At 44.9% G+C, this 13,734-nt stretch carries 13 protein-coding genes; 2 read left to right on the forward strand and 11 right to left on the reverse strand.

Annotated features, from left to right (window positions below):
* Positions 1 to 57: 57 nt before the first annotated feature.
* Positions 58 to 615 carry a nitroreductase gene (locus tag Q0241_RS16045; protein WP_299379267.1) on the forward strand — a complete coding sequence of 186 codons (558 nt, stop codon included), beginning with the start codon at positions 58 to 60 and terminating at the stop codon, positions 613 to 615.
* A gap of 74 nt (positions 616 to 689) precedes the next feature.
* Here Q0241_RS16045 and Q0241_RS16050 read toward each other — a convergent pair whose 3' ends face one another.
* Positions 690 to 1,145 carry a hypothetical protein gene (locus Q0241_RS16050; RefSeq protein ID WP_299379269.1) on the reverse strand — a complete coding sequence of 152 codons (456 nt, stop codon included), beginning with the start codon at positions 1,143 to 1,145 and terminating at the stop codon, positions 690 to 692.
* Positions 1,121 to 1,573: a hypothetical protein gene (locus Q0241_RS16055; RefSeq protein ID WP_299379270.1), complete on the reverse strand. Its 453-nt coding sequence runs from the start codon at positions 1,571 to 1,573 to the stop codon at positions 1,121 to 1,123. Before Q0241_RS16055 ends, Q0241_RS16050 begins: the two co-directional genes overlap by 25 nt.
* Positions 1,574 to 1,794: 221 nt before the next feature.
* On the opposite strand from Q0241_RS16055, the gene Q0241_RS16060 reads away from it, so the two are divergent.
* On the forward strand, positions 1,795 to 3,081 hold the full coding sequence (locus Q0241_RS16060; RefSeq protein ID WP_299379271.1) for a nucleotide sugar dehydrogenase: 1,287 nt from the start codon (positions 1,795 to 1,797) through the stop codon (positions 3,079 to 3,081).
* A 91-nt stretch (positions 3,082 to 3,172) separates the two neighbouring features.
* Here Q0241_RS16060 and rodA read toward each other — a convergent pair whose 3' ends face one another.
* The 9 genes from rodA to miaA all read right to left on the reverse strand — a co-directional run.
* A complete protein-coding gene (gene rodA / locus Q0241_RS16065; RefSeq protein ID WP_299379274.1) occupies positions 3,173 to 4,330 on the reverse strand; it encodes a rod shape-determining protein RodA in 1,158 nt (385 codons plus the stop codon).
* Between the two features lie 2 nt (positions 4,331 to 4,332).
* Positions 4,333 to 6,231, reverse strand: coding sequence for a penicillin-binding protein 2 (mrdA, locus tag Q0241_RS16070; protein WP_299379277.1), 1,899 nt, complete (start codon positions 6,229 to 6,231; stop codon positions 4,333 to 4,335).
* Positions 6,232 to 6,240: 9 nt separating this feature from the next.
* Positions 6,241 to 6,753 (reverse strand): rod shape-determining protein MreD, encoded by a 513-nt coding sequence (gene mreD / locus Q0241_RS16075; RefSeq protein WP_299379280.1) that lies wholly within the window; start codon positions 6,751 to 6,753, stop codon positions 6,241 to 6,243.
* Positions 6,750 to 7,631 carry a rod shape-determining protein MreC gene (gene mreC / locus Q0241_RS16080; RefSeq protein WP_299379283.1) on the reverse strand — a complete coding sequence of 294 codons (882 nt, stop codon included), beginning with the start codon at positions 7,629 to 7,631 and terminating at the stop codon, positions 6,750 to 6,752. Before mreC ends, mreD begins: the two co-directional genes overlap by 4 nt.
* A 130-nt stretch (positions 7,632 to 7,761) precedes the next feature.
* Complete coding sequence (locus Q0241_RS16085; protein ID WP_046509031.1) at positions 7,762 to 8,799, reverse strand: rod shape-determining protein; 1,038 nt, start codon at positions 8,797 to 8,799, stop codon at positions 7,762 to 7,764.
* 350 nt (positions 8,800 to 9,149) lie between these two features.
* Positions 9,150 to 10,169: a ketol-acid reductoisomerase gene (ilvC, locus tag Q0241_RS16090; protein ID WP_299379290.1), complete on the reverse strand. Its 1,020-nt coding sequence runs from the start codon at positions 10,167 to 10,169 to the stop codon at positions 9,150 to 9,152.
* A 68-nt stretch (positions 10,170 to 10,237) separates the two neighbouring features.
* Entirely contained in the window at positions 10,238 to 10,744 is a 507-nt protein-coding gene (gene ilvN, locus Q0241_RS16095) for an acetolactate synthase small subunit (protein ID WP_299379296.1), read from the reverse strand.
* A 97-nt stretch (positions 10,745 to 10,841) separates the two neighbouring features.
* A complete protein-coding gene (locus tag Q0241_RS16100; protein WP_299379293.1) occupies positions 10,842 to 12,605 on the reverse strand; it encodes an acetolactate synthase 3 large subunit in 1,764 nt (587 codons plus the stop codon).
* A 135-nt stretch (positions 12,606 to 12,740) separates the two neighbouring features.
* The coding region (miaA, locus tag Q0241_RS16105; RefSeq protein ID WP_366941195.1) for a tRNA (adenosine(37)-N6)-dimethylallyltransferase MiaA at positions 12,741 to 13,734 on the reverse strand (994 nt) is incomplete at its 5' end.

Here is a 13,734-nt window from a genome sequence, read left to right on the forward strand (position 1 = left end):
GTGTAAATGTTAGAATTATCATTTATTGAGAGAAATACAGCTTATTAGGAGAACACCTTGTCATTTCTTTTATCTCGAAAATCCATCGTCACTCAATGGATGGTAGACCCTGCCCCAAGCAAAGAAGACATCAACTATATGCTTCGCGCCGCCGTCACAGCGCCTGATCACGGATGGCTTCGCCCATGGCGTTTTATCGTTATAGAAGATGAAGCAAGAAATAAATTATCTGACTTGTTTGTTGAATCTCTCAAGAAAAGAAATCCAGAAGCAACAGCAGAACAATTGGAAAAAGAAGGCAGCCGCCCCAAATTAGCCCCGTTGGTGATTGTTGTCTGTTCTGTCATGACAGATGAAAAACCCGGGGTACCAAAAAACGAACGCATTCTCTCAGCTGGCGCCGCAGCACAAAACATTATGCTTGCCGCTCATGAACGGAACTACGGGGCAATCTGGTTGACCGGGAATGCTGCATATGACCAAAATGTAAAGGCAGGCCTCGGCTTGGCAGACAATATGGATATCATAGGCTTCCTCTATGTCGGCAGTGTTGAGCGAGATGTAAAAGAACGTAAACGCCCAGACCCAGAAGACTTCACCACTTACTGGAAATAGAAAATCAAAAATCAACCCGAAGATTTTTTAACAAATCCCCCGATTAATTTCGAGGGATTTTTGTATCAGGAGCGTTATAGGCTTTTTACATAAACTAGAAGCCCGAGGCCCCCGGCCGAGATTATTGCTAAGAGAAGAAGTAATACCCAAAGACTAGGGCCACTTTTTTTGACTGGCTTCTGTTCTGTTTTTTTACGAGGTCGTTTTTTTAAAGACTGACGTTCAGACCGATCAACTTTCGTTGCTGGTTGACGCGCTTTAGCGGCCCGATTATCGCGATCAGCAACAGTCGTTTCAAAAATAACCCGTTCGCGGCTAGAATTACTATTTTCATCATACGTTTCCTGCACAACCCTTACAGCAGAGAAACGTTTGGAATCATACAGCCTTTTCGCTGTAGACAGCGCCATATCTTTATCATCAAGGACACACTCCAGTACCCACCGATTATTCTGATATGTATCAACTTCGAAAGAAACAGCCTGAGACATCGTGGCTTTAATCCCTATTTGTTCATCACTTTTCGGCAATTGGCACCGCCAAAGAGCGCATCAACAAATTCATCATCAGAAGACAAAGGCATTAAAGTGCTTCGATAAAGAAGCTTATCCCCCCCGTCTGTGCACTCACCTCCGACGCTGACAGGCACCCCCAATTCTAGAACTCTGGGCATAAAACGGGTCGCTTGCTTAACTAAACTTTCATCAGGGCTAGCACTTACTTCTTTTCCCACTAAAGGCGAGCGATCATTCGGCCAGATTAAAGATCCAATATGATGAAAAGTTGCACTTTCTTCTTCATCGCCCAGCAAAATTAAAAAGCACCAATCCCAGTCATCTCCCAATTCAGAAGCCTTAATATCATCCAAACTCGGCATTTTCCGACCGTCTTTCTTCTTCTCCCAATAATCAAGCAAACGGAAAACCAGACGCCGTTCGATACCTTTATATTCTGCCATTTAAGACAACCTTTTGATTTCATGACATATTCGCACTACTTTAAGTAACACCAAAATGGTAAACAAATAGTCAAGCATCAATCTTTTGCTATTAATCTTTTGGAATGTTCGGCAGAAGTTTATCTCAAACAACGTCTGTCTCTCTTGAATTCATATTGCCTAGGTATCCATGATCACTTACAACGGACACAGATTAAATTTGACATATTCAAGCTGGTATTATGACTGAAAATCCAACAATTAGTATTATTGGCCTAGGCTATGTTGGCCTTCCGCTAGCAGTCCATTTAGCAAAACATTATAAAGTTACTGGCTTTGATATAAATCAAAGCCGTATAAATGAACTGAGAGAAGGCGTTGACCGCACCGGCGAAATCGAAATATCCGATTTACGAAACTCAACACTTCATCTAACAAGTGACAAAGCGGAACTCAGTGGACACAACGTTCATATCGTAACGGTTCCAACACCAGTCGATGAGAATAATACACCGGACCTTACCCCGGTAAAAAAAGCATCTGAAACAGTGAGCTGTTTCTTAAAAAAAGGGGATATTGTTGTTTATGAAAGTACGGTGTACCCCGGTGTAACAGAAGACATTTGTGGTCCTATTCTCGCCAATGGATCAGGCTTGGAATGTGGCAAAGACTTCTTTCTTGGTTATTCCCCAGAGAGAATCAACCCTGGGGATAAAGTACATACCGTAGATAACATCACAAAAGTTGTTGCCGGTCAGACCCCGGAAGTCGCACAATTACTGAAAAGTATTTATGGCACAATGAACGGCGATAGAATCTTTTTAGCAAAGAATATTAAAACGGCCGAAGCTGCAAAAGTAATTGAAAATGCTCAAAGAGATATCAACATCGCCTTCGTCAATGAAATCGCGATTATTTTCCAGAAGCTTGGTATTTCAGTTTATGATGTTTTAGAGGCTGCGGGCACAAAGTGGAATTTCTTGAACTTCCAACCTGGTCTTGTTGGGGGACACTGTATCGGTGTGGACCCTTACTATCTCGCTCATTGTGCAACAACAACAGGGCATGACCCAAAGGTCATATTATCAGGCCGATCAACAAATGAAGCAATGAGCAAAGCTGTAAGTAATGCCATTCACAACACAATACTCGCCAGAGATCCAAGTACGCATCAGCCGCGTACTCTTATTCTCGGGTTAACGTTCAAAGAAGACGTACCAGACTTAAGAAACACAAAAATAATCGATATTGTTCAGGACTTAAAAGAACTGGGACACAGAGTAGATGTCCACGATTCAATGGCTGATCCTCTAGAAGCTAAAGAGTTCTTTGACATTGAACTGAAATCGTCTCTTGAAACAGATGAACCTTATGACTGTGTCATTGGGGCGGTTCCTCATAGTGGTTACAAAGAACTGACAAACACCAATATCCAGCAAATCATAAAGCCAGCAGGCTTAATTGCTGACATGAAGGGAATGTGGAGAGACCGTCGCTTCGATAACGGCTACGGCTACTGGTGTCTCTAAGTTAGATATTAGAAACGCCAGTAGAGCAAACATTCAGCACAGAGACATAAAGCTATTGATCATACGCGCCACAGCGCGCCATGACGGGAAGCTATTCATCATGTACGCCATGACGGGAAATCTTTATGTCTCTATGTAACCACACTGACATTACAAGACCAAGCCCTACCATAACCGTTAACATGACTGTTCCACCATATGATATTAAGGGTAATGGAACACCAACGACGGGTACCAGTCCCATAATCATAGCTATGTTGATGAAAACGTATAGGAAGAGGTTAAAGGTTAGGCCAATCGCCAACAGCCGACCAAACTGATTTCTCGCACGCAGTGAAATCGCCAGACCATAAACCATCAAAAGAACGTATAAGCCTAACAGAACAAGCCCGCCCACCAGACCAAACTCTTCCGCAAGCATGGTAAAGATAAAGTCGGTTTGCTTTTCTGGTAAGAAATTTAGATGGCTTTGCGATCCTTGAAGAAAGCCCTTACCAAACACACCACCAGATCCAAAAGCGATCTTCGATTGATGAATATGGTATCCAGTTCCAAGAGGATCCTGCTCGGGATTAAGAAAGATCAAAACCCGGTTTTTTTGATAGGTGTGTAAAAATTGCCACCCAATCGGGATCGCGGCAAGTCCCGATAAGACAACTATTGCAAACTTCCAAAGACGAACGCCAGCACAAAAGAAAACCGCCCCTGATGCCATCACGAGCATACCGGTCGTCCCCAAATCAGGTTGTCGCAGAACAAGTACAGAAGGGGCAATAACCATCGCCAAAGGAATAATCAGGAAGGAAATTCGTCCGATATCTTCTTGTGATACACCATGGAAATATCGGGCAAGCGCAAAGACAATAGCGACCTTCATCAACTCTGATGGTTGTAACTGAATAAACTTCAGATCAATCCATCTCTGAGCTCCCATTCCGATGCTCCCCATGACCTCAACACCGACAAGAAGTATCAAAGCGCCAAAATAAAAAAGATAACTAACGCGAAACCAAAACCTTATATCCACGAGAGCAACGACAATCATAAAAACAAAGCCTAGCGCGAAGCGGATCGCCTGCCGTGACGCCCAGGGATCAAAGCTTGCGTTAGCAGCAGAATAGAGCATCCCCAAACCAATAGAGGCAATCATACAGATGAGAATAATCATCCCCCAATTTAATTGCCATAATTTCTGACCAAGAGTTATTTCGGGATTATGTCGGCCTAGGTAATGTGGTTGCTGTCCCATAGTTACACCTCATCAGCCGTATTGGTCGCTTCAGCCGTATGCTGCAAAGGAACAGCTGGCGTATTAGCCGGATCACGCCTTTGTGTCTCCCGCAAGATATCTCTGGCAATCGGGGCAGCACTTTTCGATCCGCTACCGTGCTCAACAACAACGGCACAAGCATAACGAGGATTATCAACTGGTGCATAAGCAACAAACAGCCCATGATCTCGACGTCGCCAAGGTAAATCTTCGTTCTTGAAAACACCCGCCTGTCGTTCCGCCAGAGTAATTCTGCGTACTTGCGCAGTTCCGGTTTTACCAGCCAACTCCCAGCCTTCATCTTTAATACGATATTTATAAGCCGTGCCACGAGGATTGTTCGAAACAGCATCCATCCCTTGAAAAATCATTTTCATATGCTCTGAGGGAATACCCAAGTCCTCAAACTCAGGAACAGGATAAGCAACAGTTTTCTCGCCTTCTCTATAACCTCGTGCGAGACGGGGAATTACTTTTTTACCGCCAGCAGCGATCCGGGCGACCATAACCCCTAATTGAAGAGGTGTTGCGAGAACAAACCCCTGCCCAATAGAAGTTACAAGCGTTTCTCCACCCTGCCATGGCTCGCCGATATTTGCCTCTTTCCAAGCTTTGGTCGGAATAACGCCCGAGCGTTCACCAGGGAGATCAATACCTACCTTTTCTCCTAGACCAAATTTGTTTGCCATTTCTGCGATCTTATCAACGCCAATACGGCGGGCAACATCGTAAAAATATACATCGCAGGAATGTTGTAATCCTTCGATCATATTAACATTGCCGTGACCACCACGCTTCCAACAATGGAACCTTGCATTTCCGAGTTTCATAAAGCCGGGACAATAGGCCGTATGACTTAAAGCACCGATACCTTCTTTCATTGCAGCTAAAGCCACAATCATTTTAAAGGTTGATCCCGGAGCATAGGTGCCTGAAATCGCCTTATTTGACAGCGGCGTATACGGATTGTTAATCAGCCCATTCCACTGCTTGCTGCTAAGACCAAGATTAAAAGCGCTTGGATCGTACCCCGGCACAGAGCCCATCGCGAGTACATCCCCATTTTGAATATCAATCACAACACTTGCTGCAGACAACTCACTCATTAGTCGCTGCTGAACAAAAGTTTGCAGCCCAGCATCAACAGTCAGGATCATCTCACGACCACTACCGCCTTCATTCCTGGCGAGTTCTCGTATTACGCGACCATAAGCATTCACCTCAAATTCACTGGTGCCTGCCTGCCCACGCATATCGTTATCATGATATTTTTCAATGCCGCTTTTACCAATTCTAAAGCCAGGCAGCTCAAGCAACGGATCTCCTGTTAACTCTTTTTCAGAGACTGCCGCCACATATCCAAGAATATGAGACATATCTGCCCCATATGGATAGAAACGAGTTTCTCCAACTTCAATGCTAGCCCCAGGTAAATCGGCAGAATTCACTTCGATACTACTGACCTGATCCCAACTCAGATTATCTTTTACTGTAACAGGTACAAAGCCTCTTTTACGTTTCACATCCCTTAGAATACGTTTGTAATCATGCTCAGAAAGTTTGATTAGCTTGGCGAGAGCATCCAAGGTTGCCATAAGATCAGGCGTTTGTTCTTTGACGACAACAACTCTGAAATTTTGCTGATTATTTGCAACTTCAACACCGAAACGATCAAGGATATTGCCGCGTCTAGGGGGAAGTAAGCGTAAATTTACACGATTATCTTCAGCAAGGGTTTTATACTTTTCGGCCTCGATAACCTGTAAATAATACATACGGCCAACAAGGGCAGATAATAATGCAGCCTTTCCGCAAGAAAGCATCAGTATTCTACGTGTAAAACCTTTATGACGGTCCTGGTCTTCGTGAACCATCGGCATAAATAATTCCTAATCCTTGAGTAACGTTCGCTGAATCAAGGCAAAAATCCATGAAAAAGCAGGGTAGACAGCAACTGTTGTCAGGTTTTGAAAAATAACTGGTCTATAATCAGGAATACCCGGTTCCAATAAGTATATTAAGACCCACTGAAATAGAAAAGCCAAACTGGAGAGAATAAAGAAATTAATCCAAAGCGCAGAAAATGATGCACCGGCAAGAAACTTACGCTGCCCATTTAATGCCAAACAAAACAACAAAAGAATTAAAGCTCCAACACCCAACAAAATACCGGATAACAGATCATGAATAAAAGCTAGCCCAAAAACAGCCCATATCGGCATCAAATCAGGCCGGTATAATGTCCAATAAAATACCGATATCAGCAAGACAGAAGGAACAACCTCTGCCAAGTTTGGAATGCGTAAGGGAACTAGAAATAAAACTGAGAGTAAAAGCGTAATCGTGAAAGGACAGGCAGATCGCGCAAGTCCGTCAATACGTTGCCAAAAGGTTGGGTTCACTTTTGTCTCTCGGCCCCGCTTTCCGAGTACAGGATATCTAGGTTCTGCTTCAGTCTATAATCTTCAAGACGAAGAAACTCCAAACGCCCCCAATCGGCATAAGGCCTCACTTTAATCGAAACATCCGTCAAAGAGTGGACGACGCCAACAGGCAAACCCGTAACAAAACCACCACCTTGACCGGAGGTGTATATCGCATCCCCAACTTTAACTTCCGTTCCTTCATCCAAGTACAACAAAGATGGCGAAGGAGAGTTATCCCCAGCTAAAATGGCCCGGGATCTAGAAGATCCAACGAAAACGGGAATACGGCTGCTCAAATCAGTTAACAAAATAACACGTGAAGAATGACGCCCCACCTCTGCCACACGTCCAGCTAGACCGAGACCTGTCATCGCTGCTTGACCTTTGGTTACGCCATCTAGGCTGCCAGCGTTAACAACGACAGAACGGACAAAAGAGCCACCCTGATCAGCAACGACCATCGCCGTCGTTATATTTGGCGCCCGTGTCGGTGCAAGATTTAACATCCCTCGTAGAGATGCGTTTTCACCCTGCAATTTAGCAGCTGTGATTTGCCAACGTCGTAAATTTTCATTCTGACGACGTAGTTCTTCATTTTCAGATTTTAGCGCCACATAATTTTGAGCAGTTTCAATCGTATCACTTATCATAACAACAGGACGATTGGCGATTTCCATCAAGGGAGATACGCCGTCGACAACCGCTGTACGGACGCGTTCAACGCCAACATTCCCTGTTTTTGCCATAATTATCAATGCTATAGCAACAACAATCAAAACAGCATACGCAGAACCATGAAGCCACGCCTGAACAGGCGTCGTCACATGACTAATGACTCCGATCCTCTTATTCAAGTCCTGCTCCTGTTACATTCAACATGAGATAATTGCCACAAACCTTTGAAACTATTCTATATACTATACACCAAAAAGTTAAAAAATAACTTTTAAAATAATAAAAGTATCAAATAATTTCAAATTTAGTTTAATACATCTGAATGAGAACGTGCTGAAGCGTTTTCCAATCTTCGAGGCAGCGCCCCGTTCCCATGGCTACACAGCTAAGAGGATCGTCTGCAATGGACACAGGCAGACCAGTAGAGGCACGTAGAACATAATCAAGATTACGCAATAATCCGCCGCCACCTGTCAAGACAATGCCCTTATCTACGATATCAGCAGCAAGTTCCGGCGCTGTATGCTCAAGAGCAACCTTAACAGCCTCAACAATACCACCTACAGGCTCGGCAAGAGCCTCAGCAATCTGGCGTTCTGATATGATCAACTCTTTAGGAACACCGTTCATTAGATCACGGCCTTTGATTTCCATTGTCATGCCTTCGCCATCTTCTGGCGGGCAAGCTGATCCAATTTCCTTTTTGATACGTTCAGCTGATGCTTCACCAACAAGGAGGTTATGGTTACGACGAATATAAGCAATAATAGCTTCATCCATTTTGTCGCCACCAACACGAACAGACCTTGAATAAACAATTCCACCAAGAGATAGAACAGCAACTTCCGTTGTACCACCACCAATATCAACGACCATAGAACCCGTTGGCTCTGTCACAGGCAATCCAGCACCAATCGCAGCAGCCATTGGCTCTTCGACAAGGTGAACTTCACGAGCACCAGCAGATTCAGCAGATTCCTGAATGGCACGACGCTCAACCGCTGTAGAACCAAAAGGAACACAGACAACAATTCTTGGGCGGGCAAATGAACGGCGGCCATGCACTTTGTGTATAAAGTGCTTAATCATTTCTTCTGCGACATCAAAGTCAGCAATAACACCATCGCGCAATGGCCTAATAGCTTGGATGTTACCTGGTGTACGACCAAGCATTAACTTGGCTTCATCACCAACAGCAAGAACTTGTTTCTTGCCTTTTTTCTCACCAATTGCAACCACTGAAGGTTCGTTGAGGACAATGCCCCGTCCCTTCACATATACCAAGGTGTTGGCGGTACCGAGGTCAATGGCCATATCGGTAGAAAACATGCCAAACAAAGAGACCATGAATTAGCTATCCCTAATTTACAAACGTCATACACAATAATGCGAGGGATACTCTTGCAAAACCTATCTTGCAAGGCACGACCCCGTAATGTTTGGAGAAAGTCACAAAATTCCCCCCGAAACAGAATGTCCCGATGGTCGGGTACAATAACACTTTTCACACTTTGTGAAAGGTCGAAAATCGCAGTTTCGTTACTCTTTCGCGATTTCCTTGTTATCACCACGTTTTTGGACCTATTCCCCCACAGGCATATGGTGCAAACAAAGAGCTTTAAAGATGGTTAACAAAATGCATCAAACACAAAAAAGGCAGGATAAACCCGCCTTTTTTTTATAAAACCTAAAGAAAATTAGTTCTTTTCTTTATCAACAAGCTTGTTAGCACCGATCCAAGGCATCATCGCACGTAGGCGAGAACCAACCTCTTCGATTGGATGCTCAGCATTTAGGCCGCGTGTTGCTTTAAGCTCAGGTTGACCAGCTTGGTAATCCAAGACAAATTTCTGTACGAAACGACCGGACTGAATGTCAGCAAGAACACGCTTCATTTCAGCTTTTGTTTCGTCAGTGATGATGCGAGGACCAGTTACATAGTCACCAAATTCCGCAGTATTAGAGATGGAATAACGCATGTTCGCCATACCACCTTCGTACATCAGATCCACAATCAGCTTCACTTCGTGCAAGCACTCAAAGTAAGCCATTTCAGGCGCATAACCCGCTTCGGTCAATGTCTCGAAACCAGCTTTGATCAGGTCACAAAGACCGCCACAAAGAACAACCTGCTCACCAAAGAGATCAGTTTCACATTCTTCACGGAAAGTCGTTTCGATAACACCAGAACGACCACCACCGATAGCAGAAGCATAAGAAAGCGCGATTTCCTGCGCATTACCAGAAGCGTTCTGATGAACAGCGATCAAACATGGAACACCGCCACCTTTGAGGTATTCGCTACGTACAGTGTGACCCGGACCTTTAGGTGCGATCATGAAAACATCAAGATCAGCACGTGGTTCAATCAGCTTGAAGTGAACATTCAAACCGTGAGCAAAGACGATTGCGGCACCTTCTTTGAGGTTTGCAACAAGATCAGCATTATAAAGAGCTGCCTGATTTTCATCAGGTGTCAGGATCATAACGACATCTGCCCAAGCAGCTGCATCAGCAGGTGCCATAACTTCAAAGCCAGCCGCTTCAGCTTTTGCAACTGAGCTTGAGCTTGGACGAAGTGCTACGCGCACATCTTTAACACCGCTGTCTTTGAGGTTGTTAGCATGGGCATGACCCTGGCTACCGTAACCAACGATTACAACCTTCTTACCTTTAATCAGATTTACATCCGCATCACGGTCATAATAGACACGCATCGCTTATTCCTTCCTTACTGTAGCTATTCATAGCTAAATCAAATAGAAAATCTCGTGGGTTGTATCGCCTAGAGCGCCTTCGCCCCGCGGGAAATGGCTACAACACCTGTCCGACTGACATCAATCAATCCTAAGGGCTGCATTAGATCAACAAAGACATCCAACTTGTCACTTTGCCCGGTCATTTCAAAAACAAAGTGATCATGGCTGGAATCGACAACACGGGCACGGAAAATATCCGCAATCCGTAATGCCTCAACACGCTTTTCACCAGCGCCAGCAACTTTGATCAAAGCAAGTTCTCTTTCAACAGAAGTCCCTTCCTTTGTCAAATCACGGACGCGGTGAACAGGAACAAGACGACCCAATTGGGCTTTAATTTGTTCCAAAATCTGGGCCGTACCAGATGTTACAACCGTAATTCGTGAGAACCCGTGTGCGACGTCAACTTCAGTCACAGTCAAGCTTTCAATGTTATATCCGCGGCCTGAAAACAGGCCAATAACTCTGGCCAGAACGCCAGGTTCGTTATCAACAAGAACCGCTATCGTGCGGCTTTCAATATTTGTATCCATCGGCGCCATGGGACGCATATCCTACTAATAGTTTTTGTCACAATCTATTCCGCAGAACTATCATCCAAAGCAATGCGGAAAACGAATCAATCCAGAATTAGACGAGAACCATTCCCTCTTCGGAAATTGGCTTCGCAGCTGAATCTTCAGGGCCAAGTAACATTTCGTAATGCGCTGCGCCTGATGGAATCATCGGATAACAATTCTCTTCTTTTGCAACCTGACAATCAAAGATAACCGGCTCGGGCGAATCAATCATCTCTTGAAGCATTTGATCCAGATCTTCAGCCTTTTGACAACGCATCCCTTTCAACCCAAAGGATTCAGCCAGTTTCACGAAATCTGGCAGCGCGTCCGAGTAGCTTTCAGAATGGCGGTTACCGTGCAATAGCTGTTGCCACTGACGTACCATGCCCATCCATTGATTATTCACAATAAAAATCTTCACAGGTAGCTTGTATTGGGCAATTGTACCCAGCTCTTGCATGTTCATCATGAAAGAAGCTTCACCGGAAATATCAATCACCAGATCTTCACGATGCGCAAGTTGCGCCCCGACTGCAGCTGGAAGACCATAACCCATTGTGCCCAGGCCACCAGACGTCATCCACTTTTTTGGTTCGTCAAAATGGAAATACTGAGCTGCCCACATCTGATGCTGACCAACCTCTGTCGTAATATAAGGCTTACGATCTTTAGTCAGCTCATAAAGACGTTTGATCGCGTGTTGAGGTTTGATAATGGGGCCATCCTGAACATAGCCAAGACAATCTTTCGCACGCCATTCATCAATACGAGACCACCAGGCCTTTAGAGATTTGGCATCGAGAGAATGTTTCTTTTCTTTCCAGATCCGAAGTATCTCTTCAACAACACGTCCGGCATCACCGACGATCGGAATATCAACCATGACATTCTTGTTGATAGAGCTGGCATCAATATCGATATGAATTTTTTTGGAATCCGGTGAGAATTCATCAATAACGCCGGTAATACGGTCATCAAACCGTGCACCGACATTGATCATAACATCACAGTTATACATGGCAAGATTAGCTTCGTACGTACCATGCATACCCAGCATACCAAGGAACTGTTTGTCTGTTCCCGGATAAGCCCCAAGACCCATCAACGTCGTTGTACAAGGTGCGCCCGTCAACCGAACAAGCTCAGTCAAAACCGTGGATGCAGAAGATCCAGAGTTAATCACGCCACCACCAACATAAAAAACAGGCCGCTTTGCATTCGCAATAAGTTCGACAGCTTCGTTAATGTGATCAGCTTCACCATTAACTTGCGGACGATAACTTCTGTGTTTCACCTCTTCCGGCGCAAGATAAGTATCGATCTTCCCTTGTTGAACATCTTTAGGCAGATCAATAACGACAGGGCCAGGGCGTCCGTTTTGCGCAACATAAAAAGCTTCGTGCATCGTGCGAGACAAGGTCTCAATATCACGAACAAGATAGTTATGTTTTGTACAAGGACGCGTAATACCTGTGGTATCAGCTTCCTGAAACGCATCATTACCAATAAGATGCGTTGGAACCTGCCCAGTAAGGCAAATCAAAGGAATTGAATCCAAAAGAGCATCGGTCAGACCAGTAACAGCATTTGTGGCACCGGGACCAGATGTGACAAGGACGACACCGACTTTACCAGTAGATCGTGCATATCCTTCCGCTGCGTGCACCGCACCACCTTCTTGACGAACGAGAACATGTTTAATGTCGTTCTGTTTAAAGATAGCATCATAAATCGGTAGCACTGCACCGCCAGGATAGCCAAACACGGTGTCCACACCCTGATCTTTTAGGGCTTTGATCACTATTTCCGCGCCGGTAAACTGTTCGGTCGCCATTGGTTTCATTCCTCTCAAACAAACTGGCTTTTCAATGATGTGCAATCCAAGCCCCAATGCCTGTAACAAGAAAAGGAGCAAAAGGCCAAGATTCTCTAGCCTTTCTTTTTGGTTGCGAGCGCGAAAACTAGCCTCTTAGCAGGAAGGGGTCAAGCCGCTTTGGCGAATAAAATTAAAAAAATCACCCCGTAATCTTTCCGAATATTTCTCATTTACGATTTTAGCGTCATTATATTGTGTTCTGATCCATGTCATCTGCCTTTTTGCATAACGACGGGTATTTTGCTGCGCGCGCGAAATTGCGTCCTCCAGACTCGTTTTTCCCTGGATATATTCAGCCAGTTCCGGCACACCCAAAGCCTTCATAATCGGCAACGAAGGGTCAAGAGATAAGGCAAGCAGATCTTCCACTTCTTTCAAGCCTCCCTGATCCAACATGATCTCAAATCGTTTATTACAATTATCGTAAAGATCTTCCCGGGGCGGCACCAAGGCAAAACGGATAAAATCATAATCCGGCACTTTGCCTTCAGCTTCCCGCTGCCAATGCAAAAGTGATTTCCCTGTATGAGTAACGACTTCCCATGCTCGCGCTAATCTTTGGCTATCGCCCGGGTTGAGCTTTACCCCCATTTCGGGATCAAGCAGAGCAAGCTCTGCCTTAAAAGCTTCGCCCCCGACCTGCGCCAAACGAGCCCGCCCTTTTTCGCGAATAACATCCGGAATATCAGGAACTTCTGCGATTCCCTTTTCCAGTGCTCGGATATACATCCCCGTTCCACCAACAAGAATGGGCATTTTATCGCGTTTATGGACCTTATCAATTTCCTGAATCGCGAGGATTCGCCACTGTTCAACAGAACACCTGTTTGAACCGGGGATCGCGCCATATAAATGGTGAGGAACTTTTTCTAAAGCCGCTTTATCTGGGCGGGCAGTGATCACATCAAGCTCTTTGTATATCTGCATAGAGTCCGCATTGATGATTTCACCATCCAAAGCAAGGGCAGCATCGACACCAAGAGCAGATTTCCCACTGGCGGTCGGTCCCGTTATGACAATTACTTTCGGCTTATCGTTGATCACGTCTGACTTCTCTGCTTTAACAAGGTCTATCAGGTTCCTACTA

The organism is uncultured Kiloniella sp., from assembly GCF_937128705.1.
Classification (GTDB): Bacteria; Pseudomonadota; Alphaproteobacteria; order Kiloniellales; family Kiloniellaceae; genus Kiloniella.

Coding starts and splice junctions, on each gene's coding strand:
- Q0241_RS16060 (WP_299379271.1), top strand. CDS start 1,795: ATGACTGAAAATCCAACAATTAGTATTATTGGCCTAGGCTATGTTGGC.
- Q0241_RS16100 (WP_299379293.1), bottom strand. CDS start 12,605: ATGGCGACCGAACAGTTTACCGGCGCGGAAATAGTGATCAAAGCCCTA.
- mrdA (WP_299379277.1), bottom strand. CDS start 6,231: ATGCCGATGGTTCACGAAGACCAGGACCGTCATAAAGGTTTTACACGT.
- rodA (WP_299379274.1), bottom strand. CDS start 4,330: ATGGGACAGCAACCACATTACCTAGGCCGACATAATCCCGAAATAACT.
- ilvN (WP_299379296.1), bottom strand. CDS start 10,744: ATGGATACAAATATTGAAAGCCGCACGATAGCGGTTCTTGTTGATAAC.
- Q0241_RS16055 (WP_299379270.1), bottom strand. CDS start 1,573: ATGGCAGAATATAAAGGTATCGAACGGCGTCTGGTTTTCCGTTTGCTT.
- Q0241_RS16085 (WP_046509031.1), bottom strand. CDS start 8,799: ATGGTCTCTTTGTTTGGCATGTTTTCTACCGATATGGCCATTGACCTC.
- ilvC (WP_299379290.1), bottom strand. CDS start 10,169: ATGCGTGTCTATTATGACCGTGATGCGGATGTAAATCTGATTAAAGGT.